Source organism: Streptomyces sp. NPDC089424 (assembly GCF_044749345.1).
In the GTDB taxonomy this organism is placed as follows: Bacteria; Actinomycetota; Actinomycetes; order Streptomycetales; family Streptomycetaceae; genus Streptomyces.
Genome location: NZ_JBIVHU010000003.1, coordinates 684,990 through 709,351, shown reverse-complemented (window position 1 = coordinate 709,351; position 24,362 = coordinate 684,990). Strand labels below are relative to the sequence as shown.

Genomic DNA, 24,362 nt, shown 5'->3' with positions numbered 1-24,362 from the left:
TCAGCCATGGGGCTCCGGCGGCCCAGTTTGTGCGTTCGTCCAAGTGACGCGTGGCTCCGGTGGCCCTGCCCGGCGGCCCGCCCCTGGAAACCTGACGCCTCGTCAGCTACCGTCCCCCTCCACATCCGCCCGGCGAAGGGGATCCCATGCCCGTCTCGGTCGTCCGTTTCAACCTCGTCGAACCCGGTGCCACCCCCGCCTCCCTGCACGCCCGCTACCGGACGGCCCTGGAGATGGCCCGGTACGCCGACGACCACGGGATCACCACCGTGCAGACGGAGGAGCACCACGGGGTGCCCGACAACTGGCTGCCCTCGCCGTTCACCTTCGCGGGAGCGGTGCTCGGCGCCACCCGCCACCTCGCGGTCACCGTCTCGGCGGTCATCGGCCCGCTGCACGACCCGCTGCGGCTGGCCGAGGACATCGCCGTACTGGACCTGCTGAGCGGCGGACGGCTGGTGACCGTCGCGGGGATCGGGTACCGGCCGCAGGAGTACGAGCTGTTCGGCGTGGACTGGGCGGCGCGCGGGCGGTTGCAGGACGAGGTGCTGGAGACGGTGCTGAGGGCCTGGACCGGGGAGGAGTTCACCTACCGGGGACGGACGGTGCGCGTCACACCGCGTCCGTACTCCGACCCGCACCCGCTCTTGCTGGTCGGCGGCTCCTCCCGGGCCGCCGCCCGCCGCGCCGCCCGCCTCGGACTGCCGTTCTTCCCCAGCGCGCACCTGCCCGAGCTGGAGGCGTACTACAAGGAACGCCTGGTGGAGTACGGCACCGGGGGCTGGACCATGATGCCGGCCGCCGAGACGCCGCTGCTGCACCTCGCCGAGGACCCGGACCGGACATGGGCGGAGCACGGCGGGCACTTCCTGCACGAGGCGCGCACGTACGCCTCCTGGCAGTCGGCGGACATCCGCTCGGCCGTGCGGTCGGCGGCGACGACGGTGGCGGAACTGCGTGCCGAGGGCGTCTACCGGGTGCTGACACCGGACGCGTGTGTGGCGCAGGGCCTGGACAACCTCGTCCTGCATCCGCTGGCCGGCGGGATGCCGCTGGAGGAGGGCTGGCGCAGTCTGCGGTTGTTCTGCGAGAAGGTGCTGCCCCGGCTCAGTGGCTGAGCCTGGGCAGCACCTCCCCACGAGGACGAGGAGAAGGGCAGCGGGGACTTGGCCCCTCTCCTCGGGCTCTGGTCGAGCCCTCTTCGGGCCCTCCTCGACATCGAGGGCCTCAAAGTGGGACTCAGCCCATCTCCTCCAGCGACTTGCCCTTCGTCTCCTTCACGAACTTCAGGACGAACGGGATGGAGAGCGCCGCGAAGACGGTGTAGATCACGTAGGTCGCGGAGAGGTTCCAGTCGGCCAGCGACGGGAAGCTCGCGGTGATGGCCCAGTTGGCGATCCACTGCGCGGCCGCGGCCACGCCCAGCGCGGCGGCGCGGATCCGGTTCGGGAACATCTCGCCGAGCATGACCCAGACGACCACACCCCACGACAGGGCGAAGAAGAGGACGAACACATGGGCGGCGATCAGCGCGACCCAGCCCTGCGTCGCGGGGAGCCTGCCGTCCACGAGGTCGAAGGAGAACGCCCAGGCCTCCAGCGCGAGGCCGATCACCATGCCGACCGAGCCGATGATCGCGAGGGGCCGGCGGCCGATGCGGTCGACGAAGATCATCGCGATGACCGTGCCGACGATGTTGATGATCGACGTGGTGAAGGAGTAGAAGAACGAGTCCGCCGGGTCCACGCCGACCGACTGCCACAGCGTGGCGGAGTAGTAGAACGCGACGTTGATGCCGACGAACTGCTGGAACACCGACAGGCCGATGCCGACCCAGACGATCGGCTTGAAGTAGAAGCTGCCGCCGAGCAGGTCCTTGAAGGTCGACTTGTGCTCGCGCTTCATGGCGTGCTCGATCTCGGTGACGCGCGAGTCGAGATCGATGTCACGGCCCTCGACCTCGGCGAGGATCTCGCGGGCGCGCTCGCGCTTGCCGACGGAGATCAGGTAGCGCGGGGACTCGGGGATGGCGAAGGAGAGCAGGCCGTACAGGACGGCCGGGACGACCATGACGCCGAGCATCAGCTGCCAGGCCTCCACGCCCAGCAGCTCACCGCGCTGGTCGCCGCCGGCGGCGTTCAGGATGCCCCAGTTGACCAGCTGCGAGATGGCGATGCCGACCACGATCGCGGCCTGCTGGAAGGAGCCGAGACGGCCGCGGTATGCGGGCGGGGCGACCTCAGCGATGTAGGCCGGGCCGATCACGGACGCCATGCCGATGGCGAAGCCGCCGATCACACGCCAGAAGGCGAGGTCGTACAGCGAGAAGGGCAGGGCGGATCCGACGGCGCTCACGGTGAACAGCACCGCGGCGATCTGCATGCACCGGATGCGGCCGATGCGGTCGGCGATCCTGCCCGCCGTCGCGGCGCCGATCGCGCAACCGATCAGCGCGACGGCGATGACCTGCGCCAGCGCCGCGGAGCCGATGTCGTAGCGGTCCCTGATGGCCTCGACGGCACCGTTGATCACGGAACTGTCGTAGCCGAAGAGGAAGCCGCCCATCGCGGCCGCCGCCGCGATGAAGATGACGTGCCCGAGATGTTCGGGCTGAGCCGGCCTGGCTCCTGACTTGGGTGCCTGCGGTGTGCTGGTCACGTGTACTCCTCGGGCCACCGGCGACACTGCCGGAGTGGGGGGTCAGCCCTCGCAGGTGGCGAAACCTGAAGGCAAAAACAACGTGGGAGAGACTATGCGTTCAAGTTTCGAAGTCAATACGTTGATGTTAAGAATCTTAGCCCGAAAAGTGAGGGACCTGTGTTCATAACTTGAACACCGACGGTCGTACGGGTCCTCAGCGCAGCCGCTGGCTGATGACCTTAGACACACCGTCGCCCTGCATGGACACGCCGTACAGCGCGTCGGCGACCTCCATCGTCCGCTTCTGGTGCGTGATGACGATGAGCTGCGAGGCCTCCTGCAGCTCCTGCATGATCCGGATCAGCCGCTGCAGGTTGGTGTCGTCGAGCGCGGCCTCGACCTCGTCCATCACGTAGAACGGACTGGGCCGCGCCTTGAAGATCGACACCAGCAGCGCTACGGCGGTCAGCGACCGCTCACCGCCGGAGAGCAGGCTCAGCCGCTTGACCTTCTTGCCCGGGGGACGCGCCTCGACGTCCACACCCGTGGTGAGCATGTTGTCGGGATCGGTCAGCACCAGCCGTCCCTCGCCCCCGGGGAAGAGCCTGCTGAAGACGCCCTCGAACTCGCGGGCGGTGTCCCAGTAGGCCTCGGTGAAGACCTGCTCGACCCGCTGGTCGACCTCCTTGACGACCTGGAGCAGGTCGGCGCGGGTCTTCTTCAGGTCCTCCAGCTGCTCGCTGAGGAACTTGTGCCGCTCCTCCAGCGCCGCGAACTCCTCCAGCGCCAGCGGATTCACCTTGCCGAGCTGCTGGTAGGCCCGCTCCGCCGACTTCAGCCGCTTCTCCTGCTCGGCCCGCACGAAGGGCTTCGGCTGGTTGCGCGGGTGCTCGGGATCCTCCGGCAGCTCCTCGCCCTCGGCGGGTGGCGACGGCGGTACGAGCTGACGCGGACCGTACTCCGCGATCAGACCGGCGGGTTCGACGCCCAGCTCCTCCAGCGCCTTGCTCTCCAGCTGCTCGATCCGCATCCGCTTCTCGGCGCCGAGCACCTCGCCCCGGTGCACCGAGTCGGTGAGCTTGTCGAGTTCGGCCTTGAGGTCACGGCCCTCGGTACGGGCTGCGGTGAGTTCCTGCTCGCGGCGCGCCTTGGCGGTCTCGGCGGCGGTGCGCTCCTCCTCGGCGCGGGCGAGGGAGACCTCGACGTGCGCCAGCAGCTGACGGGCACCGGAGGCGACGGCCTGGGCGACGGCCGCCTCGTGCCGAAGGCGCGCCTTGCGCTGCTCGGCACGCGCGCGTGCCTCACGTTCGGCGCGGGCGGCCCGGTCGAGGGAGTCGGCCCGTCCGGCGAGCCCCTTGACCCGCTCCTCATGGGTACGGACCTGGAGGCGGGCCTCCATCTCGGTCTGCCGGGCGTTGGCGCCGTCGGCGGCGAGCCGGTCCCGTGCGGAGGTGTCCGGCTCCTCCTCGATCGGCATCTCCTCGGCGACCGCGAGCCGTTCGGCGAGTTCCTCGACGTCCATGAGGGCCTTGTCGAGCGCGTCCTGCGCCCGCGCGGCCGCGGCCACGCTCCGCTCGGCCTCCCCGGCGGCGGCCCTGGCCTGCCCGGCGAGGCGCCCGAGCTGCTGCGCCACGGACGACTTCTCCCGGTCGGCGGACCGTCGCCGCTCCCCCAGCTCCTCGACGAGCCCGGCGATCTCCTTGCGCCGCTCACCGGCCGCCCGCTGCGCCTCGGCGAGCTCCTCGCAGCGCACGGCCAGCTCCTCGAGCTCGGCGGCGGCCTCGTCGACGGACGCCTGCACCTCCAGCAGGCTGGGCGCGCCCGCGGAACCGCCGTGCGCGAAGTGCGCCCCGAGCAGGTCGCCTTCGGCGGTGACGGCCGTGAGGTCCGGCCGCGCGTAGACGAGGTCCTCGGCGTCCTCCAGGGTGCCGACGACGACGATGTTCCGCAGCAGCCGCCGTACGGCGGGCATCAACTCGGCCGGGCCCCGGACCAGCTCCGCGGCGAAGGGCTGCGAGGACGGCCCTGCGGCAGACCGGCGGTCGGGCGCGGGCCCGTCAGCACCGTGCGTCCCGGCGTCCGCCCGCGGCGTTCCGGGCCCCGGCGCCGGCTGCTCCGGAGCGTTCGCCAGCAGCAGGGCCGCGCGGCCGCCGTCCTGCTTGCGCAGCAGGCGGATCGCCTCGGCGGCCGAGGCCGGGGTCGTGGCGGCGATCGCGTCGGCCGCCGCCCCGAAGGCCGCGGCGAGCGGTACCTCGTAGCCCGGTGTCACCGAGAGGAGCTCCGCCGCCGGGCCCAGGACTCCGGTGAGCCGGTCGCGCGCTCCGAGCAGTATTCCGGTGCCGTCCTTGCGCCGCAGGCCCATGGCGAGGGCGTCGTGGCGGGCCTGCGTCGCGGCCCGGCTGCGTTCGGCCGTCGTGGCCGCCTCCCGGGCCGCGGCGAGCGCGGACTCCGCCTCGGTCAGCTGCCGCTTGGCCGCCTCGTGCCGCTCGGCGAGTTCGGCGTCGCCCGCGTCGAGACCGTCGACCTCGGCCTTGAGCGCCTCGTACTCCTCCTGCGCGGCGACCGCCCGCTCCTGCGCCTCGTCGCGGGAGGCGGCGAGGCGGTCGATCTCGGCCTGGGCGGAGGCCGCGCGTGAACGGGCCGCGCCGACCTGGCCGTTCAGCCGGGCCAGCCCCTCACGGCGGTCGGCGATGGCGCGGGCCGCGTCCTTCAGCCGGCGCTCCTCGGACGCCAGCTCGCGCTCCAGCTCGGCGCGGTGGGCGACCGTGTCGTCGAGGGCGCGCTGCGCCGCCTCCAGGGCGGCCTCCAGCTCGGCCTCCTGCTCGCGGACGCGGTGGGCCTCGCGCTCCATGTCCTCGGGGTCACGGCCGCGCCGCTCCTCGGGCGGGGCGGAGGTGGCGCTCTTGACCCGCGCCTCGGCCAGCGAGATCGTGCCGCGCACCCGTTCGGCCAGCTGGGACAGCTCGTACCAGGTCTGCTGCGCACGCTGCAGGCGCGGGGTGAGGCGGCGGACCTCGTCCTCCAGGAGCGCCTCGCGCTGGAGCGCCTTGCGCAGCTCCTGCTCGGCGGCCTCCTTGCGATCCTTCAGCGCGGCCTCGTCGGCGACCTCCGCCTGGAGGGCCTCCTTGAGCCGGACGAGATCGTCGGCCAGCAGCCGCAGCCGGGCGTCGCGCAGATCGGCCTGGATGACGGCGGCCCGGCGGGCGACCGCCGCCTGCCGGCCCAGGGGCTTCAGCTGGCGCCGCAGCTCGTCGGTCAGGTCCTGCACCCGCGCCAGGTTGGCCTGCATCGCGTCCAGCTTCCGCAGCGCCTTCTCCTTGCGCTTGCGGTGCTTGAGGACTCCGGCGGCCTCCTCGATGAAGGCGCGGCGGCCCATCGGATCGGCGTGCAGTACGGAGTCGAGCTGGCCCTGGCCGACGATGACGTGCATCTCGCGGCCGATGCCGGAGTCGGAGAGCAGCTCCTGGATGTCGAGGAGACGGCAGGTGTCGCCGTTGATCTGGTACTCGCTGCCGCCGTTGCGGAACATGATCCGCGTGATGGTGACCTCGGCGTACTCGATGGGCAGCGCCCCGTCGGAGTTGTCGATCGTGAGGGACACCTCGGCCCGGCCGAGCGGCGGGCGGCCGGTGGTGCCGGCGAAGATGACGTCCTCCATCTTGCCGCCGCGCAACGACTTGGCGCCCTGCTCGCCCATGACCCAGCTGAGCGCGTCCACGACGTTGGACTTGCCCGAGCCGTTCGGTCCGACGACGCACGTGATGCCCGGCTCGAACCGGAGCGTGGTCGCGGAGGCGAACGACTTGAACCCACGGAGGGTCAGGGCCTTGAGGTGCACGCCGCTGGACTCTACCTTCCGGGGTTGTCCCACTCCATGAACCCACGGTTTCGCCGCTGAACGCGCAGGGCACACCAAACGTTAAAGACGCTGAAAGGATGCGCGGAGCAAGAAAGCGCGGGGGGTCGGAGGCACGGGGGCAGGAGACAAGAAAGAAGGGACGCCGAAGCGTCCCTTGCGACTTCTGACAACTGAGCGGTTGATACGGGCAGCCCAACCACTGTGTGTCGTCGTGCGACGCAGTGATCAGGTGAGCGCAGGCTCCGCCTGGTGTGCGTCGACGCTCTCCATGATCCTGTCGTGGTGAGAAGCGGCAGCCGTCAGCGCCTCGTTCTCGGCCTGGATCCGTCCGAGCTCGGATTCCAGGTCCTGTACGCGCTGCTGGAGCCGTCGCATCTCGGCGAGGAGTCGAGGGTCGGAGCCGCCGACGTAACCGAGAAGCGCCTTTGCCATGATGGATGGTCCTCCACACTGAGTGACCGACCGATGCGGTGTGGGTCGTGAGGGATTCGCACCCGCGGCCGCTTGGCACTGTGGAGTTGTGCTGGCGTTCGTACATGCCAAACAGCTAAGGTGCGCGGGGCTTTCAGCGTCTCACCAAAAAGTTTGACGGTCAACACGATCACGCCCTGTATTGGGGGTCAACCCGCCGACGCGCGGCCGGAAACGGCGGCGCGGGGATTTCCGCGGGGCACTCAGGGCGTGGCGATCATCCTTGCGTGTGGAGCCTGCCAAGGCAAGCGGTTCTCGGCAATCACCTGCTCGTTTCCCCTCCCGGCGGGGGCGGGCGGCGCCCGGCGGGCCGGTCCGCCGGGCCTCGCGCCTCGTCGGGTCAGCGGATGGCGAAGCCGTCGTAGCCGCCGCGCGGTGTGTCCCAGATCTCGGTGACGCCTTCCACCCGCCCGGGCGTGTCGTCCCCCTCCAGCCAGTCCAGGAGGCCCTGGCAGCCCCGGCGCGGCCCCTCCGCGACCACCTGGACGCGGCCGTCGGCCAGATTGAGAGCAAAACCACTGAGGCCGCCGATCTCCAGGGCCTTGGCCCGCGTGAACCAGCGAAAACCCACACCTTGGACGCGTCCCCGCACCCAGGCGACCAACCGCACATCCTCACTCATGGCTGCAACCTAACCGGCCAATGTCCCTGGGGACACTTCCTCCCCGAGCGCCATGCGGTACCGTCCAGCCCCAATGAATCTCATATGAAACTCACTCGATCGAGTGGGTTTGGTTGGCCGGGGGGACGAGTCGACCGCGAGACCGAGGAAGGCCATCACATGGGACGCCACCGACGCTCCGCCGCCGGCCGCGCCACCACGGGGGACCACGAGACGCATGGCTCCTCCCTGGGGGGCCTCGACCCGCAGTACGCGACCGAGGCCGGCCCCGCACGGGGTATCGCCCCGTATCTGAACCCCGAGGCGTACGCCGAGACGGTCTCGCGGAGCGAGGCCTACCTCTTCGCCGGCGACTCGGTCGGCTCCGGCGCCTTTGCCGCCTCCGTCGCCGACACTGCGGCCTTCCCGGTGGCCGACGTCCACGGCGGCCACGGCCACGTCGACCGCGGCCCGGACCTCTACGACCTGGCCGCCTACGACCTGGCCCCCCGCGGCACGGACGCGTTCGGACCGGACTCCTACGGCCCGGATTCCTACGGTCCGGACGGCCGCGGCCTCGACGGCGGGTCGCGGCACGGCCGCTCGCACCGCCGCAAGAAGAAGAACATGGCGCCCGTCCGCAACGGACTCCTCGGCGTCTCCGCGGCGGTCGCCCTCGGCACGGTCGCGGTCGCCGCCGGCGTCCTGCCCGGCGGCGACACCTACACGCTGGGCGGAGGCGGCGCCGACAAGGTGCAGGCCGAGGACACGCCGAGCAACACCGAGTCCCAGCAGGGCGGCACCTACGGCACCGCCGAGGCGGGCGACCGCGACGGCGGTACGCCCACCAGCCGTGACGCCGGGCGCAGCACCTCGCCGTCCCGCTCGACCCCGTCGGCCCGGCCGACCACCGAGGCGCCGACGTCCAAGGCCCCTTCCCGGAAGAAGCCGTCTACCGAGCCGTCGTCGAAGAAGCCCTCGCCGAGGACCACCCCGTCGCGCAAGCCCCCGAAGGTGCCGCCGCAGAAGGCGACCCCGCCGGTGACGGTCTCCCCGGAGACCGCCGCCGAGACCGAGGTGCTCAGGCTGGTCAACGACGAGCGCGCCCAGGCCGGGTGCAGCCCGCTGGCCGCGAACAGCGCGCTCGCGGATCTGGCCGGGGACTACAGCGACGCCATGGCCGAACAGGGCTTCTTCGACCACACCGACCCGAGCGGCAGGACGCCCTGGGACCGTGCCGAGGCCGCCGGCATAGGCAACCTCGGCGGCGAGAACATAGCCCGGGGCCAGGCGGACGCGGCGGCGGTCATGGAGGCCTGGATGAACAGCCCCGGCCACCGCGCCAACATACTGAACTGCGACTTCAAGACCCTCGGCGTCGGCGTGCACCACGGCCAGGGCGGCCCGTGGTGGACCCAGAACTTCGGCTACTGAGACAACAGCGGGTCAGCCCCAGGGGACGGCGCTTTCCTGAAGTGAGCGCTGGCTGTCGGAGGGCGCTGTGGGGGCGTACGCTGCGCGTATGAGCGGCGAGCCGGCAGTGGAGAGGGATCTGCCGTACGACGTGTTCTCCAGGGCGTGTCCCTCGCGGGGGACGTTGGAGCATGTGACGGGTCGCTGGGGGGCGCTCACCCTCGGCGCGCTGCACGACGGGTCGCTGCGGTTCAACGAGCTGCGGCGCCGGGTCGACGGGGTGAGCGAGAAGATGCTCTCGCAGACGCTGCACGCGCTGGAGCGCGACGGCCTGGTGCACCGGGAGGCGCAGCCGACCAACCCGCCCCGCGTCGACTACGAGCTGACGCCCCTGGGGCGGGAGGTCACCGAGCGCCTGCTGGCGCTCATCCGTCATCTGGAGGGGCGGATGGGCGACGTACTGGCCGCCCGGGAGCGTTACGACGCGATGCGCGGCGGGCGCTGACACTTCGGGCAGTAGTAGCTCGACCGGTTCATCCACGGGCGCCGGCGCATCGCCGTGCCGCACCTGCGGCACGGCAGCCCCTCGCGACCGTAGGCGTCCAGCGAGCGGTCGAAGTAGCCCGACTCGCCGTTGACATTCACGTACAGGCTGTCGAAGCTCGTGCCGCCCACCGACAGGGCCGCGTTCAGCACGTCCCTGATGTGGCCGAGGAGTTCGAGCGTGCGGGGACGCGTGAAGGTGGACGTCGGACGGTCGTAGTGGAGGCGGGAGCGCCAAAGGGCCTCGTCCGCGTAGATGTTGCCGACGCCGCTGATCAACGACTGGTCCAGCAGGGCGCGTTTGACGGTGCTGCGCTTACGGCGCAGCGCCTGGTGGAACGCCTCGTCGTCGAACTGCGCGTCCAGCGGGTCGCGGGCGATGTGCGCGATGACGTCGGGCAGGCCGTCGGGGGTGGTGTCGTGCAACGACAGTCCGCCGAAGGTGCGTTGGTCGACGAAGCGCAGCTCGGTGCCGAGGGCGTCGGCGAACCGGACGCGGATGCGCAGATGCTTCTCGTCGGGTGCCGCGTGCGGCTGGACCAGGAGCTGACCGCTCATGCCGAGGTGGGCCAGGATCGCCTGCCCGGTGTCCTCCAGCGGCAGCCACAGGTACTTGCCGCGGCGGTTCGGGACACCGACGCCGTGGCCCTTCAGGCGGTGCGCGAAGTCGTCGGGGCCGGCGAGGTGTCGGCGCACGGCACGCGGGTGCAGCACCTCGACGTCGGCGACGGACCGGTGGGCGACCCACTGTTCCAGTCCGCGCCGGACGACCTCGACCTCGGGCAACTCGGGCATCGCGCCTCCCCCGTCCACACCGTCGTACGAACCGAGCGCCCGCCCCGGGGCTGGGGCGGGCGCTCGGGTCTGCTCGTCTCCCGCGTCGCCGCGGGTGCCGTACCGCCGGGGCGGCTCAGCCCGACGCCGAGGAGGCGTCCGTGCTGTCGCCGTCGACGGACCTGGAGGCCGGGGCGTCGAGGACCCGGCCGGCCGATGCCGCGCCGTCGGCCTCCGCCGCGGTGGCCTCGCCGGACGGCACGCCGTCGACCGGGACCGCGTCGACGGCCGGTCCGGTGCCCGCCGCCGCTGCGGCCTTGGCACGCTCGTCGGCGGCCGCGCGGATGGACCGCCAGGCCGACTCGGCGGCCTGCTGCTCGGCCTCCTTCTTGCTGCGGCCGGTGCCGGTGCCGTACGAGACGCCTCCGACGCGGGCGGCAGCAGTGAAGGTCTTCTCGTGATCGGGGCCGGCCTCCGTGACCAGGTACTCGGGCACGCCGAGTCCCTCAGTCGCGGTGAGCTCCTGGAGTGACGTCTTCCAGTCGAGCCCGGCCCCGAGGTTGGAGGACTTCTCGATCAGCGGGTCGAACAGGCGGTGCACCAGCTCCGCCGCCGAGTCCAGGCCCTGGTCGAGATAGACCGCGCCGATCACCGCTTCAAGGGTGTCGGCGAGGATGGAAGCCTTGTCCCGGCCGCCCGTGCCCTCTTCACCGCGGCCGAGCCGGATGAAGGCGCCGAGATCCAGCGTCCGCCCCACGTCCGCCAGCGCACGCGAGTTCACCACCGCGGCCCGCAGCTTGGCCAGCTGGCCCTCGGGCAGGTCGGGGTGGGTGCGGTACAGCGTGTCCGTGACGACGAGGCCGAGCACGGAGTCCCCGAGGAACTCCAGCCGCTCGTTCGTCGGCAGACCGCCGTTCTCGTACGCGTAGGAACGGTGGGTCAGCGCTCGCACCAGAAGGGCGGACTCGAGCTTGTAGCCGAGCCGCCCTTCCAGAAGCGTGTGGGACGAGGCCTGGTTGTCCGGTCCACCCCCGCTCGCGCGGGAAGACTGCTTCTTCGGTGTGGACACAGTGCCTCTCACCAGCCGCTCAGACCTCGAGGACCTGGCGCTTGTTGTAGGTGCCACAAGACGGGCACGCGATGTGCTGCTGCTTGGGCTCGTGGCAGCGCTCGCACGCAACCAGGGTGGGGACCGCAGCCTTCCACTGCGACCGGCGGTGGCGCGTGTTGCTGCGCGACATCTTCCGCTTCGGAACAGCCACGGCTACTTCTCCTGCTTCTCGTCGGCGCGTGCTGAAGGAAGCGCGCCGCCGCTCATCTCGTCCTTCTCGCCGTCTTCGAGTGAACCGGCGAGTCCCTGCAAAGCCGCCCAACGGATGTCGACGGCGTCATGGTGGTGGTCCGGGTCGTCCGCGAGCCGCGCTCCGCATACGGAGCACAGACCCGGGCAGTCCTCCCGGCACACCGGCTGCATCGGCAGTGCGAGCACCACCGCGTCGCGCAGCACGGGCTCGAGGTCGAACATGCCGTCCTCGAGGAAGAGCCTGTCCTCGTCGTCCTCGGCGTCGTCGCCCGGTTCCGCGCTCACACGGCCCCGGTCGTCGGCGTCAGGGTACGAGAACATCTCCTGGAATTCCGCTTCGAGCTGCTGCTCGACCGGCTCCAGACACCTTACGCACTCCCCCTCGGCCCGTGCACGGGCGGTGCCTGTGACGAGCACACCCTCCATGACGGACTCCAGACGGAGGTCGAGCTCCACCGGCGCGCCTTGCGGCACCCCGATGACGTCCTTCAGACCGAGGTCCTTCGGGGCGTCGACCGTGCGGGTCAGGCGCTGGAGCGCACCAGGACGCCGACCCAACTCGTGTGTGTCGAACACGAGAGGGTTGCGGTGGTCGAGGCGGGCGTTCAGAGCCATTCCTGCTTTCGATCTTGTGAACTCGCTGGAGACGCCGCCCTGCGGTGTCCCGGGGCAGCGCTGATCGCGGACGTATGCGCGACCGAACAGTCAGGATACTGGACCTTTCGCTGAGGGCCCAATCGGAGGTCTCAGCCGTTGCCGCGACCCTGCTCGTAGGCCCGCAGCTGCTCCGCGCTGATCATGCTGGTGTCGAAGAGGCTGGTCTCGTCGAGGGCCTGCGGCTGCTGCTGATAGCCGTGGTGGCCCGGGTCCTGGTGCGGATCGTAGGCGGGCTGCTGCGGGTACGCCGCGTACGGGTCGGCCTGCTGGTAGCCGTACGGGTCCTGCTGGGCGTACTGCTGCTGGTAGCCGTACGGATCCTGCTGCTGCGGCTGCTGGTAGGCGTAGGCGTCCTGCGGCGCGTAGGGCTGCTGGGCGGGCATCGCCGGGGGCTGGGCGGGCTCGGCCGGGGCCTCGGCCATGGCGGCGAGGTCGGCGAGGTAGTCGGCGTCGCTGCTGTGCTGGACGGTGGCGGTGTCCAGGGAGCCCAGGTCGTCGCTGGCGATCCGGCCGTGCAGGGTCTGCCGGCCGCGGCCCACCGCCTCCAGGGTCTTGGCGAGGACCGCCTCGAAGGCGCCGAGCTTGACGTCGACGTACTCGTCGGCGGTGCGGCGCAGCGTCTCCGGGTCGTGACTGCGCTCGGGGGCGTCCTCGTCCTCGTAGCCCTGCTCGTCGAGGCCGGGGCCGGTGCCGAGCAGCTTCTCGCGGCCGCGGCCGACGGAGCCGAGGGTCTTGGTGAGGACGACCTCGAAGTTGGCGAGCTTGGAGTCGACGTAGTTGTCGGCCTCGGCGCGGACCTCCTCGGCCTCCTTGCGGGCCTCGGCGAGGATGCGGTCCGCCTCGGCCTGGGAGCGGCGGGCGACCTCGGTGTCGGAGATCAGCGAGCCGCGCTCGGCGTGCGCGCCCTGGATGATCCGGTCCGCCTCCTGGCGGGCCTGCTCGACCATCTGCTCACGGCCGCCGATCAGCTCCTGGGCCTCGGCCAGGGAGCCGGGCAGCGCCGCGCGCACCTCCTCCAGCAGGGCGAGCAGGTCGGCGCGGTTGACCACACACGAGGCCGACATGGGCATGCCCCGGGCGGTGGAGACCGCCGCGACGATCTCGTCGAGCTTCTTCTGTACGTCCACCGGTTGCTCGCCACTCTCTACAGCTGTGTTGGAGACGGACGTGACGACTGTACGGCCATGGGATGCCCGCGGGACACCGGATGACGGGGTGTCAGCCGGGGCCCGCGGGGTCAGCCCTTCGCGAGGCGCTCGGTGAGGGCGGCCAGGATCCGCGGCGGCACCAGGTGGGACACGTCGCCGCCCCAGGCCGCGACCTCCTTGACCAGGGAGGACGACAGGAAGCTGTAGGTGGGGTTGGTGGGCACGAAGAGGGTCTCCACGCCCGAGAGGCCGTTGTTCATCTGGGCCATCTGCAGCTCGTAGTCGAAGTCGCTGACCGCGCGCAGCCCCTTGACGATGGCGGGGATGTCGCGCTGCTTGCAGAAGTCGACGAGGAGGCCGTGGAAGGCCTCGACCCGCACGTTCCCGTAGTCGGCGGTGACCTCGCGGATCAGCTCGATCCGCTCCTCGACCTCGAAGAGGCCCTTCTTCGACTGGTTGATCATCACCGCGACGTAGACCTCGTCGTAGAGACGGGAGGCGCGGGCGATGATGTCCAGGTGACCGTTGGTGATCGGGTCGAACGACCCGGGACAGACGGCTCGGCGCACGTGAGATCCCTCGCTCTCAGGTCCGGTCATGGTGCGTCTTCGCACGTGGAGGCGGCGCGACCGTACCAAAACGTTCCCTCACCGTACCGGCGGGTACGCAGGGCTTCGAAGCCCCCCGGCCACCCGAATTCGCCACCCCGGGTGCTGCGCTCCACGGTGACGAGGGCTTCCTCGGCGAGCCAGCCCTCCGTGCGGAGTGTGAGCAGGATCTCGCGAAGATCGTGGTCCGTGACCGCGTACGGCGGGTCGAGGAACGCGAGGTCGTACGGCTCCTCCGGCGGGGCAGTTCGGATGATCTGTTCCGCTTTGCCCGACCTGACCTCGGCGCCGGGGAGACGGAGGTTCCGGACGTTCTCCCGGATCACGCGGGCGGCCCGGGCGTCCGCCTCGACCAGCAGGGTGTGGCCGGCGCCGCGTGAGAGCGCCTCCAGGCCCACGGCGCCGGACCCGGCGTACAGGTCGAGCACGCGCTCGCCGTCCAGGGGGCCGCCGAGCAGGGACTGCCAGGTGGAGAACAGTCCCTCGCGGGCGCGGTCGGAGGTGGGGCGCGTGCCGGTCCCTGGCGGGACGGCCAGGCGGCGTCCACCGGCTGCGCCGGCGATCACGCGGGTCATCTTGGGTCCTCGGGGTGGGGTCCTGTACGCGTTCAGTCTGGCAGGCGGCGGAAGGGGGTGCGTGCTCCCGCGGGCGTCCGGGGCTCCGCCGTGGCCGGTCTCGCCTGGGCGTCCAGGGCTCCGCCGTGGCCGGACTCGCTGTCCCCGCACCCCCGGTGGGCCGGCGGGCCGCCCTCACCCCTTCTCCAGGTACTGCTCCCTCTCCTCGTCCAGCAGGGCGTCCAGTGCCGTGCGCAGGCCCGGCAGGCCGGCGAGGTCGGGGTCGGCGGCGACCAGGGCGGCGGCCTCCTCGCGGGCCTCGGCGATGATCTCCTCGTCCTCGATGACGGCGAGCACCCGAAGACTCGTGCGGGCGCCGGACTGGGCCTGGCCGAGGACGTCTCCCTCGCGCCGCTGTTCGAGGTCGATCCGGGAGAGCTCGAAGCCGTCGAGGGTGGCCGCCACCGCGTTCAGCCGCTGCCGGGCCGCGCTCGCCTCGGGCATCTCGCTGACCAGCAGACAGAGCCCCGGGGCCGCGCCACGGCCGACGCGCCCGCGCAGTTGGTGGAGCTGTGAGACGCCGAAGCGGTCGGCGTCCATGATCACCATCACGGTGGCGTTGGGGACGTTCACACCGACCTCGATGACCGTGGTGGCCACCAGCACGTCCGTCTCGCCGGCGGCGAACCGGCGCATCACGGCGTCCTTGTCGTCGGGCTGCATCCGGCCGTGCAGGACCTCGACCTTGAGCCCCTGGAGCGGACCGGCCGAGAGCTGGGCGGCCATGTCCAGGACGGCGAGCGGCGGGCGCTTCTCCGCCTCGTCCTCGGCCGACTTCTTCTTCGCGGCCCGGGGGTCGTCCTCCTCGTCGCCGATGCGCGGGCAGACCACGTACGCCTGGTGGCCCTGGGAGACCTCCTCGCGCACCCGCTCCCAGGTCCGGGCGAGGAAGTGCGGCTTGTCGGCGGCCGGGACGACATGGCTGGCGATCGGGGAGCGGCCGGCCGGGAGCTGGTCGAGGACCGAGGTGTCCAGGTCGCCGAAGACCGTCATGGCGACCGTGCGCGGGATCGGGGTGGCGGTCATGACCAGCAGGTGCGGGGGCTGCTTGCCCTTGCCGCGCAGGGCGTCGCGCTGTTCGACACCGAAGCGGTGCTGTTCGTCCACGACGACCAGACCGAGGTCGTGGAACTGCACCTTGTCCTCGATCAGCGCGTGCGTGCCGATCACGATCCCCGCTTCCCCGGTGACCAGGTCGAGCAGGGCCTGGCGCCGGCCGGCCGCCCCCATCGAGCCGGTCAGCAGCACGACCTTGGTGGCGTGCTCGGTGCCGCCGAGCATGCCGCCCTCCGCGAGGTCCCCCATCATCTCGGTGACCGACCGGTGATGCTGCTGGGCGAGGACCTCGGTGGGCGCGAGCAGGGCGGCCTGCCCGCCCGTGTCGACGACGGCGAGCATCGCCCGCAGGGCGACCAGCGTCTTGCCGGAGCCGACCTCGCCCTGGAGCAGTCGGTGCATCGGGTGGTCGGTGGCCAGGTCGTCGAAGATCTCCCGGGAGACCTTCTGCTGGCCCTCGGTGAGGGTGAACGGCAGGCGGTCGTCGAAGGCGGAGAGGAGGCCGTCCGGGGCGGCGCTGCGGGGCACCGCCGGGAGCTGGGCGTCCGCGTGGCGACGGCGGGCCAGGGCGACCTGGAGTACGAAGGCCTCGTCCCACTTCAGGCGATCGCGGGCGGCGGCGATGTCCGCCTTGGTCTGCGGGCGGTGGATCCTCAGCAGGGCCTCGGGCAGGGAGACGAGGCCGCGGCCCTCGCGCAGGGAGTCCGGGAGCGGGTCGAGGGCCTCCTGGGCACTGGGGAGCACGGTCTGGACGGCCTTGCCGATCTTCCAGGACTCCAGCTTGGCGGTGGCCGGGTACATCGGGATCAGGGCGCCCGCCCAGGTGTCGACCGCCTCCTCGGCGTCCCCCTTCAGCAACTCGTACGCCGGATGCGCCAGTTGCAGCCGGCGGTTGAAGACGGAGACCTTGCCCGCGAACATCGCGCGGGTGCCCGGCAGCAGTTCCTTGTGGGGCTTGTGCACTCCGGCGCCGAAGAAGACCAGTTGGAGGCGGCCGCTGCCGTCGGTGATCGTCACCTCCAGACGCTGGCCCTTGCCGCGGGGCGCCTTGGCGGAGGCGAAGCTGTGCAGGCGGGCGTCGGCGACCTGGGCGACCACCGTGACGTGCTCGTCCATGGGGAGGTCGGCGAGGTGGGTGAGCTGGCCCCGCTCCTCGTATCTGCGCGGGTAGTGGTGCAGGAGGTCGCCGACGGTGTGCAGGCCGAGATGCTCGGCCATCACCTTCGCGGTGGCGGGGCCGAGCACCTTCTTCAGTGGTTCGTCCAGTGCGGGCACGAGATCCATTGCACACCACGGCACCGACAACGGCGCCCACGCCCCGGCGTCGGATCCGTATACGTCTTGGGAAACCCCTGGTCAGACGCCTCGCTCCGGCTCTAGGATGACGCGCTCCGGCCATCCTTTCGCGGTCACCGCCTCACCGGGACCGCCCGACCCCGCGCCGACGCGCTCCCCCCACCGGCGCTGTGACGATGGACTCCCAGACCTCACAGGCATCACAGGCCTCTCCCTCACCTCATACCTTCCAGGTCGACCTGCGCGGCTTGGTGGACCTGCTCTCCCATCACCTCTACTCCAGCCCCAAGGTCTACCTGCGCGAACTGCTGCAGAACGCGGTCGACGCGATCACCGCCCGCCGGGCCGAGCAGCCCGAGGCCCCGGCGCGGGTGCGGCTGTACGCCGAGGCGGGCGCCCTGCGGGTGGAGGACTCCGGCATCGGGCTCACCGAGGCCGACGTGCACCATCTGCTGGCGACCATCGGACGCAGTTCCAAGCGGGCCGACGGCATCCAGGAGGTGCGCGGCGAGTTCCTCGGGCAGTTCGGCATCGGACTGCTGGCCTGTTTCGTGGTGGCCGAGCGGATCCGGGTCGTCAGCCGCAGCGCCCGTACGCCGGACGCCCGGCCCGTGGAGTGGACGGCGACGGACGACGGCTCGTACACCGTCCGGACGCTGCCGGACGCGGCCCGGCCCGAGCCGGGCACCACCGTGCACCTGGAGGCTCGGGCCGGAGCCGGCGAGTGGCTCACCGAGGAACGGGTGCTCGCGCTGGCGCGGGACTTCGGCTCGCTGCTGCCGTACGACGTCCGGGTGGGCGACGAGGAGGTCACCGACCTGCCCGCGCCCTGGGACCGGCCCTACCCCTCCCCCGCCACCCGGCGGGTGGCCCTGGCCCGGCACTGTCACGACCTGTTCGGGTTCACCCCGCTGGACGCGATCGAGCTGAACGTGCCGCTCGCGGGGATCCGCGGGGTGGCCTACGTGCTGCCCTCCGCGGTCAGTCCGGCGCAGCGCGCGCGGCACCGCGTCCACCTCAAGGGCATGCTGCTCACCGAGCGGGCCGAGCAGCTGCTGCCCGACTGGGCGTTCTTCGTGCGCTGTGTGCTCGACACCGACAGCCTGCGGCCCACCGCCTCGCGTGAGTCGCTGTACGAGGACGAGACGCTGGCCGCCGTACGGGACGCCCTGGGCGAAAGGATTCGGTCCTGGCTCACCGGCCTCGCCGCCGGTGACCCGGAGCGGCTGGCGGCGTTCCTGTCGGTGCACCACCTGGGAGTGAAGTCCCTGGCCCGGCACGACACGGAGATGCTGCGCACGATGCTGCCGTGGCTGCCGTTCGAGACGACCGACGGGCAGCTGTCGCTGGAGGAGTTCGCGCTGCGCCACCCGGTGGTGCACTTCACGCGCACGGTCGAGGAGTACCGGCAGGTCGCCCCGATCGCCTCCGCGCAGGGCGTCGGGGTCGTCAACGGCGGCTACACCTACGACAGCGAGCTGGTCCAGGCGCTGCCGTCGGTGCGGCCCGGGACGGTCGTCGCCGAGCTGGACGCGGACACCGTGACCGCCCACCTGGACGCCGTCGACCCGGCAGAGGAGCTGGCCCTGTCGGGCTTCCTTGCGGCCGCGCGGGCCAAGCTGGACCCGCTGGGCTGCGACGTCGTCCTGCGTGCCTTCCACCCGCTGTCCGTGCCCGCGCTGCACCTGGACGACCGGGCGGCCCGGCACGAGCAGGCCCGGGCGGCGGCCGAGGAGGAGGCCGACGACCTGTGGGCCGGCATCCTGGGCTCGCTGCGCGGCAGCGCCCCCCGCGCGCGGCTGGTGCTGAACCACCTCAACCCGCTGATCCGCAGGATCAGTTCGGTGAGCGATCCGGAACTCGTCGGCACCGCCACGGAGTCGCTGTACGGCCAGGCCCTGCTGATGGCGCAGCGTCCGCTGCGGCCCGCCGACTCCGCGCTGCTCAACCGGGCGTTCATCGGCCTGCTGGAATGGGCCACCCACAGCGACTCCGACTCCCCGGGGGACGGTCACCGATGAGTGAGATCACGGACTTCGACGCGCTGCGCCGGGCGATGGCGGAGAACTCCGAGCAGCCCGAGGGACCCGCGCGCAACGCGCGCGCGGAGCAGCTGCTCGCCCAGGCCGAGCGGCTGAACGTGCCGCTCGCCGTGATCGAGGCGCTCGGACATCAGCTGAAGGTCTACAACTACAGCTCCGAGAAGGACAAGATGTTCGTCCCCTTCGCGCGCCTGCTGCGCATGTGGGACGAGCACCCCGAGGACTTCGACGAGTACGAGACCCTCTCGCTGCACTGGGTCTTCAAGTGGATGTCGGCCGGGATGCTCGACCAGCCGCACGTGCCGCTGGCGTCCGTCGAGAAGTGGCTCGGCGAGATGGAGCACCGCTACCGCCTCGCCGGGCACTCCGAACGGGCGGTGCGCAGCGCCGAGTTCAGCGTGGCCGCGCACGTCGGTGACGTGGAGCGCGCGGAGCGGGCGTACGCGGCGTGGCTGGCCGCGGACCGGGACGGCATGGCCGACTGCCACGCGTGCGAGCTGCACGGGCAGGGCTGGTGGCAGGTGGAGCGCGGCCGGGACGCCGAGGCTCTTCGGCTGTGGGCGCCGGTCCTGGACGGCGAGTTCGCGTGCGCCCACGAGCCGCACACCGTCCTGGCGTCCTCCCTGGGGCCGCTGCTGCGGCTGGGCCGCCTCGACGAGGCGCGCGCGAACCACCTGCGGGGCTTCCGGCTCGTGCGGGCCATGGAGAGCATGCGCGGCGCGTACGCGGACCACGTCGAGTTCTGCGCGCTCACCGGCAACGAGGCGCGCGGCCTGGAGCTGCTGGCGGAGCGGCCGGCGTACTTCACGGACGCCGGGCAGCCGCGCAGCCGGATGGACTTCATGAGCGTGGTCGCCCTGATCATGGACCGGCTGACCGCGCTGGGCCTCGGCGACCAGGGGGTGCCGGGCCCCGCGGACCGGTCGTGGACCGCGCGGGAACTGGCCGCACACGCGCGCGAGGAGGCCCTCGCACTGGCGGCGCGCTTCGACGCCCGCAACGGCACGACCCACGTGAGCCAGCGGGTCCGCGAGCGCATGGAGCAGCGTCCGATCGTCGAGCGGCTCGCTCTGGGAGTGCGCTCGGACCGGCTCGGGTACACCGCGCGTCCGGTCACCACGGCGACCGCGCCGTCCCCGTCCGCCGCGAGCGCGCCGGAGCCCGACCTGGCCGCGCTGCTGGCCGAGGCGCGGCGCCTGTCGGACAGCTTGCGGCCGAACGCCGTCGAGGCCTGGGCGGCCGTCGCGCGGGCCGCCGAGGGCGCCGAGGGCGCCGAACTGGACGCCCGTGACCGGGCGGAGATCGCCGACCACGAGGCGATGGACCTGGGTCCGGCCGGCGCCGAGCTCTTCGAGCAGGCGGCCGAGCTGTACGCGGCGGCCGGCGACCCGGGCGAGGCCCTGGCCGCACGCGCGCGTGCGGCGTACGTCCGCGCGCTCGCCGGTCGCGTCGACGAGGCCGTCGAGGCGGTCGCCGGCCCCTACGACGAGGTCCTCGCGCTGTACGCCGAGGACGGCACGGGCGTACGACAGACCGCGTCCGTGCTGATGGGCCGGGCGCGGATCCTGATGCGGCGGGTGCACGAGGGCGACGACGCGGCCGGTGGCGGCACCTCCCAGGACACCGTCCTGGCGGAGGCCGAGGCGGCCGTCCGGGAGGTGCTGGCGCTCGTCGAGGGCCACAGCGGGGCCGACGTGCGGCTGGCCTCGCGGGCGGCCGAGGCCCGGGCGATGCTCGCCGAGCTGGCCGTCCACCACGGGGACGTCGAGAAGGCCGCCGTGCTGTTCGGGCGGGCCGCTACGGCGTACGTGGAGGCGGGGCTGCCGTGGTTCGCGGTGGAGTACGAGGCGCGGCTGGCCGGTCTCGCCCAGCACCTCGGGGACACCACGGAGGCCGAGCGGGCGCTGCGGGCGGCCCTGGAGCACGGCGGACCGCATCTGGAGGCCACCGGACGGGCCCAGCTGCATCTTCAACTGGCCGAGGTCCTCGGCGGCCGTGGGGAGTCCGAGGAGGCGGCGGAGCACGCCCTGGACGCGGCGCACTGGGCCGACGAGGCGGGCGAGGGCCCGACCTTCGGCGTCTGGGCCCGGCACCTGCTCGGCGGTTTCCTGCTGCGCCAGGGCCGGTGGGCGGAGGCCGCGGAGGTGCTGGAGTCGGCGCTGCCCGATCTGAGCGCCGAGACGCACGGCGACGGCGCGATCGTGCAGACGCAGTGGTGGCTCGGCGACTGTCTGAGCGAGCTCGGCGAGCACCGGGCGGCGGCCGAGCGGCGTCTGCAGGCCGCCGAGATCGCCCGGCACTGGCCCGAGCAGCACGACCACGCCACGCTGGCGCACCTCGCCGCCGAGTCCTTGGGGCACGCCGGGATGCCGGCCGAGGCGGACCAGGCCTACGCGCGCGCGGGTGAGCTGTGGCGCTCCCTGGGCAACGTCCACGGCCTCGTCCGCTCCTTGCGCGCCCGCGCGTGGCTCGCGCTGCGCACGGACGACGGCACGGAGCCCGCACGGGAGTTGATGGCGGCCGGCGTCCACGAGTGTGTCAGCGCCCTGAGCACCGCCGCCGACGAGGAGTCCCGCCAGCGCCTCACCGCGGAACTCGGGCACACCCACCGTCAGTTCGGTGACCTGCTCGCCCGCTCGTCGGCCGAGGACGCCGAGGACGGCTCGATCCGGGCCACGTTCGAGGAGGCCCTGACGGAGGTGGAGGAGGCCGTCTCCGTGTTCGCCTCGCTCGGCGCCGACGCCCGGCACGCCCGCACCGGCGCCGAACTCGCCGCGGGCTGGCTGGCGGCCGACCTGGGCCGTGGCACCGAGGCGGCGGCACGCGCGCGTGCGGTGCTGGAGGAGTACGCCGACGCCGACGAGGACGACGAGAGCGCCCGGGAGCGGCAGGCCGAGGCGGAGCAGATGCTGCGCGTCGTGCGCGAGGGGCAGGAGGGGCGGGAGGGACCGGAGGGGCGGGAGGCGCTGGAGGAGGACTGACCGGAACCGGGTCGGCCGCTCCGCTCCGCCCCTGTGCACTTCGCCTCTGCTCCACCCTTCTACTCCACCTCTCTACCCCACCTCTCTACTCCACCCCGATCAGCAGCAGCGCGCCCTGCCGACCGCCTCGGTACACCACCGTGTCGACGGCCAGATAGGCCTCCCGTACCCGGCCCTCCAGGTGTTCGGCGACGGACTCCGGGGCCTCGTCGCCGAGGACCAGCGTCACCAGTTCGCCGCCCGCGGCGAGCATCCGGTCCAGCACGGTGGCGGCGACGCCCGTGACGTCCGTCCCGATCATGGCGACGTCCCCGTCGATGAGCCCGAGGACGTCTCCGGCCTGGCAGATGCCGGCCATGGTCCAGGCCTGGCGTTCCGCGACGGCGACCTCGCCGTACCGGGTGGCGCCGGCCGCGGAGGTCATGGACACCACGTCCTCGTCGAAGCGGCGCTCCGGTTCGTGCACCGCGAGCGCCGCTATGCCCTGGACCGCGGACCGGGTGGGGATCATGGAGACGCGGATGCCCTCGGCGCGTACCTGCTCGGCCGCCGCGGCGGCGGTGTGGCGCAGCTCGGGATCGTTGGGCAGCAGTACGACCTCGCGCGCGTGGGCCCGCCGCAGGGCCTCGACCAGTTCCCCGCTCACGGGGAGCTCTCCGGGGCGCGCCAGCACGGTCGTGGCGCCGGCCTCGGCGTACAGCCCGGCCAGCCCCTCCCCCGGCACGACGGCCACCACGGCCCGCTGGACGCGCTCCCTGGGGCGCCCCTCGCCTCGTACCGTGTGCACGTCGTCCGCGCCGAAGTGCGTGATCCTGATCCGGTACGGCCGTCCCGCCTCGACGCCCGCCTCCACGGCCGCGCCTGCGTCGTCCACATGCACATGGACGTTCCACAGCCCGTCGCCGCCGACCACCACGAGCGAGTCGCCGAGGGCGTCGAGCCGCTCCTTCAGACGCGCCACGGCGAGATCGCCGGCCTCCAGGAGATAGATCACCTCGTACGCCGGGCCGTCCTCCTCGGTGGCGTCCGCGCACTCCGTCCCGGCGCCGGTGCTCTGGTCGTCGGGCGTGCGCACGCGCGTGTGCCGTGCCCCGGCCGCCACCGCGACGGCCCCCTGCACCTCCCCGGTGAGCGTCTCCACCAGCGCCGCCAGCATCGCGACGAGCCCCCGCCCGCCGGCGTCCACCACCCCGGCGCGCTCCAGCACGGCCAGCTGCCCCGGGGTGGCCGCGAGGGCCGTCCGGGCCCCTTCGTAGGCGGCCCGCGCGACCGCACCGCAGTCGCCCTGCGCTCCCCCGGCCGCGGCGGCGGCGGCGGAGGCAACCGACAGGACCGTGCCCTCCACGGGGTGGGCCACGGCCTGGCGGGCGGCGTCGGCCGCGCGGCGCAGCGCGAGCCGCAGGCCCTCCCCGTCGGTGTGGGCCTCGTCACCACCGTCGGCGAGCACCTGTGCCATGCCGCGCAGCAGTTGCGCGACGATGGTCCCGGAGTTGCCCCGGGCGCCGATCAGCGCACCGTGGGCCATGGCCTGGGCGGCCTCCGCCAGCGAGGGCCGGTCGGGGTCGGCCGCGTCGACCTCGTGGGCGGCGAACACCGCCTCGACGGCGGCCACCGCGGACTCGACGGTCAGGTAGAGATTGGTGCCGGTGTCCCCGTCCGCGACCGGGTACACGTTGATCGCGTCGATCTCCTCACGCGCGCGTCCGAGCGCCTCCAGCGCGAGTCCGCACCAGGTGCGCACCGCGAGGGCATCGAGGAACGTCTGCGGCACCTGCGCCTCCTTGGACCTGCCCGGCCGATCATGTCGCAGACGCGGAGTCTGACTGCTGGACGTGGGACGCAGCGTAGCCCTGGGGCCCGTGGCCGCCGGAAGAGGGCGGGGCGGGCCCCTGAGCAGCCATGGTAATTTCGTTGTACGGACGCAGCCGTTGTATGCTGCTCCGGTTGCCCGATCCTGATCGGGCCATTCCCCTGGCAGCGCCACTCAGATCTCTGACGGCTCGCAAGAGCCCACGATTTCGGTCCCGGCATGCCGGGATCAACCGTAAGTGCATCTGAAGTCTTTGGAGTGACCCGTGGCTGCCAACTGCGACGTCTGCGGCAAGGGGCCGGGCTTCGGCAACAACATCTCGCACTCGCACCGCCGTACGCCCCGTCGCTGGAACCCGAACATCCAGCGTGTGCGTACCGTGGTGGGTGGGACGCCGAAGCGCGTGAACGCTTGCACCTCGTGCATCAAGGCCGGCAAGGTCTCGCGCTGACGCACCTCCCCCGAGCTCTGGGCTTCGCTCGAGCAGGGGGGACCCCTGACGCGCGCGGCCACTGCTGGTTCGCTGCATCAAGCCGGTCCACCTCA

19 protein-coding genes are annotated in these 24,362 nt (G+C 72.3%); 6 read left to right on the top strand and 13 right to left on the bottom strand.

What is annotated here, in order from left to right; translation table 11 throughout:
- The first annotated feature begins 146 nt into the window (after window positions 1-146).
- The gene (locus tag ACIP2X_RS18190; RefSeq protein WP_401673808.1) at window positions 147-1,118 is read left to right on the top strand and encodes an LLM class flavin-dependent oxidoreductase; all 972 of its coding nucleotides are present in this window, start codon (window positions 147-149) and stop codon (window positions 1,116-1,118) included.
- Window positions 1,119-1,239: 121 nt separating this feature from the next.
- On the opposite strand, the gene ACIP2X_RS18185 is transcribed toward ACIP2X_RS18190, so the two are convergent.
- From ACIP2X_RS18185 to ACIP2X_RS18170, 4 genes are all read right to left on the bottom strand, one after another.
- Window positions 1,240-2,658, bottom strand: coding sequence for a sugar porter family MFS transporter (locus tag ACIP2X_RS18185; RefSeq protein ID WP_401673806.1), 1,419 nt, complete (start codon window positions 2,656-2,658; stop codon window positions 1,240-1,242).
- 196 nt (window positions 2,659-2,854) lie between these two features.
- Window positions 2,855-6,478, bottom strand: a complete 3,624-nt coding sequence (gene smc, locus ACIP2X_RS18180) for a chromosome segregation protein SMC (RefSeq protein ID WP_401673804.1) — start codon at window positions 6,476-6,478, stop codon at window positions 2,855-2,857.
- Window positions 6,479-6,724: 246 nt separating this feature from the next.
- The gene (locus ACIP2X_RS18175; RefSeq protein WP_401673801.1) at window positions 6,725-6,931 is read right to left on the bottom strand and encodes a hypothetical protein; all 207 of its coding nucleotides are present in this window, start codon (window positions 6,929-6,931) and stop codon (window positions 6,725-6,727) included.
- Window positions 6,932-7,310: 379 nt separating this feature from the next.
- Entirely contained in the window at window positions 7,311-7,592 is a 282-nt protein-coding gene (locus tag ACIP2X_RS18170; RefSeq protein WP_401673798.1) for an acylphosphatase, read from the bottom strand.
- Window positions 7,593-7,751: 159 nt separating this feature from the next.
- Here ACIP2X_RS18170 and ACIP2X_RS18165 point away from each other — a divergent pair, with 159 nt between their 5' ends.
- Both ACIP2X_RS18165 and ACIP2X_RS18160 read left to right on the top strand, forming a co-directional pair.
- The gene (locus ACIP2X_RS18165; RefSeq protein ID WP_401673795.1) at window positions 7,752-9,005 is read left to right on the top strand and encodes a CAP domain-containing protein; all 1,254 of its coding nucleotides are present in this window, start codon (window positions 7,752-7,754) and stop codon (window positions 9,003-9,005) included.
- Between the two features lie 88 nt (window positions 9,006-9,093).
- Entirely contained in the window at window positions 9,094-9,489 is a 396-nt protein-coding gene (locus ACIP2X_RS18160) for a winged helix-turn-helix transcriptional regulator (RefSeq protein ID WP_401673792.1), read from the top strand.
- Here ACIP2X_RS18160 and mutM read toward each other — a convergent pair.
- The 8 genes from mutM to recG form a co-directional block, all read right to left on the bottom strand.
- Window positions 9,462-10,322, bottom strand: a complete 861-nt coding sequence (mutM, locus tag ACIP2X_RS18155) for a bifunctional DNA-formamidopyrimidine glycosylase/DNA-(apurinic or apyrimidinic site) lyase (RefSeq protein WP_401673789.1) — start codon at window positions 10,320-10,322, stop codon at window positions 9,462-9,464. The two genes, ACIP2X_RS18160 and mutM, sit on opposite strands and share 28 nt — an antisense overlap.
- 115 nt (window positions 10,323-10,437) lie before the next feature.
- Window positions 10,438-11,382, bottom strand: coding sequence for a ribonuclease III (gene rnc, locus ACIP2X_RS18150; RefSeq protein WP_401673787.1), 945 nt, complete (start codon window positions 11,380-11,382; stop codon window positions 10,438-10,440).
- A gap of 7 nt (window positions 11,383-11,389) precedes the next feature.
- Window positions 11,390-11,563 carry a 50S ribosomal protein L32 gene (rpmF, locus tag ACIP2X_RS18145; RefSeq protein WP_003951102.1) on the bottom strand — a complete coding sequence of 58 codons (174 nt, stop codon included), beginning with the start codon at window positions 11,561-11,563 and terminating at the stop codon, window positions 11,390-11,392.
- A gap of 2 nt (window positions 11,564-11,565) precedes the next feature.
- Complete coding sequence (locus tag ACIP2X_RS18140) at window positions 11,566-12,219, bottom strand: YceD family protein (protein ID WP_401673784.1); 654 nt, start codon at window positions 12,217-12,219, stop codon at window positions 11,566-11,568.
- 131 nt (window positions 12,220-12,350) lie between these two features.
- Window positions 12,351-13,388 carry an ATP synthase F0 subunit B gene (locus ACIP2X_RS18135; RefSeq protein WP_401673780.1) on the bottom strand — a complete coding sequence of 346 codons (1,038 nt, stop codon included), beginning with the start codon at window positions 13,386-13,388 and terminating at the stop codon, window positions 12,351-12,353.
- A gap of 110 nt (window positions 13,389-13,498) precedes the next feature.
- Window positions 13,499-13,978, bottom strand: a complete 480-nt coding sequence (gene coaD / locus ACIP2X_RS18130) for a pantetheine-phosphate adenylyltransferase (RefSeq protein WP_401673778.1) — start codon at window positions 13,976-13,978, stop codon at window positions 13,499-13,501.
- 26 nt (window positions 13,979-14,004) lie between these two features.
- The gene (rsmD, locus tag ACIP2X_RS18125; protein ID WP_401673776.1) at window positions 14,005-14,592 is read right to left on the bottom strand and encodes a 16S rRNA (guanine(966)-N(2))-methyltransferase RsmD; all 588 of its coding nucleotides are present in this window, start codon (window positions 14,590-14,592) and stop codon (window positions 14,005-14,007) included.
- A gap of 174 nt (window positions 14,593-14,766) precedes the next feature.
- Entirely contained in the window at window positions 14,767-16,971 is a 2,205-nt protein-coding gene (gene recG, locus ACIP2X_RS18120; RefSeq protein ID WP_401673774.1) for an ATP-dependent DNA helicase RecG, read from the bottom strand.
- A gap of 188 nt (window positions 16,972-17,159) precedes the next feature.
- Here recG and ACIP2X_RS18115 point away from each other — a divergent pair, with 188 nt between their 5' ends.
- A complete protein-coding gene (locus ACIP2X_RS18115) occupies window positions 17,160-19,004 on the top strand; it encodes an HSP90 family protein (RefSeq protein ID WP_401673771.1) in 1,845 nt (614 codons plus the stop codon).
- A complete protein-coding gene (locus tag ACIP2X_RS18110) occupies window positions 19,001-22,006 on the top strand; it encodes a tetratricopeptide repeat protein (RefSeq protein ID WP_401673768.1) in 3,006 nt (1,001 codons plus the stop codon). Before ACIP2X_RS18115 ends, ACIP2X_RS18110 begins: the two co-directional genes overlap by 4 nt.
- 85 nt (window positions 22,007-22,091) lie before the next feature.
- Here ACIP2X_RS18110 and ACIP2X_RS18105 read toward each other — a convergent pair whose 3' ends face one another.
- A complete protein-coding gene (locus tag ACIP2X_RS18105) occupies window positions 22,092-23,777 on the bottom strand; it encodes a DAK2 domain-containing protein (protein WP_401673766.1) in 1,686 nt (561 codons plus the stop codon).
- A 304-nt stretch (window positions 23,778-24,081) separates the two neighbouring features.
- Here ACIP2X_RS18105 and rpmB point away from each other — a divergent pair, with 304 nt between their 5' ends.
- Window positions 24,082-24,267: a 50S ribosomal protein L28 gene (gene rpmB / locus ACIP2X_RS18100; RefSeq protein WP_004924906.1), complete on the top strand. Its 186-nt coding sequence runs from the start codon at window positions 24,082-24,084 to the stop codon at window positions 24,265-24,267.
- Window positions 24,268-24,362: the final 95 nt, after the last annotated feature.

Excerpts from the sequence above, each read along its gene's own strand:
- rsmD (WP_401673776.1), bottom strand. The coding sequence starts at position 14,592 with ATGACCCGCGTGATCGCCGGCGCAGCCGGTGGACGCCGCCTGGCCGTC.
- recG (WP_401673774.1), bottom strand. The coding sequence starts at position 16,971 with ATGGATCTCGTGCCCGCACTGGACGAACCACTGAAGAAGGTGCTCGGC.
- ACIP2X_RS18140 (WP_401673784.1), bottom strand. The coding sequence starts at position 12,219 with ATGGCTCTGAACGCCCGCCTCGACCACCGCAACCCTCTCGTGTTCGAC.
- ACIP2X_RS18160 (WP_401673792.1), top strand. The coding sequence starts at position 9,094 with ATGAGCGGCGAGCCGGCAGTGGAGAGGGATCTGCCGTACGACGTGTTC.
- ACIP2X_RS18175 (WP_401673801.1), bottom strand. The coding sequence starts at position 6,931 with ATGGCAAAGGCGCTTCTCGGTTACGTCGGCGGCTCCGACCCTCGACTC.
- ACIP2X_RS18190 (WP_401673808.1), top strand. The coding sequence starts at position 147 with ATGCCCGTCTCGGTCGTCCGTTTCAACCTCGTCGAACCCGGTGCCACC.
- ACIP2X_RS18110 (WP_401673768.1), top strand. The coding sequence starts at position 19,001 with ATGAGTGAGATCACGGACTTCGACGCGCTGCGCCGGGCGATGGCGGAG.
- ACIP2X_RS18115 (WP_401673771.1), top strand. The coding sequence starts at position 17,160 with ATGGACTCCCAGACCTCACAGGCATCACAGGCCTCTCCCTCACCTCAT.
- ACIP2X_RS18170 (WP_401673798.1), bottom strand. The coding sequence starts at position 7,592 with ATGAGTGAGGATGTGCGGTTGGTCGCCTGGGTGCGGGGACGCGTCCAA.
- ACIP2X_RS18165 (WP_401673795.1), top strand. The coding sequence starts at position 7,752 with ATGGGACGCCACCGACGCTCCGCCGCCGGCCGCGCCACCACGGGGGAC.
- mutM (WP_401673789.1), bottom strand. The coding sequence starts at position 10,322 with ATGCCCGAGTTGCCCGAGGTCGAGGTCGTCCGGCGCGGACTGGAACAG.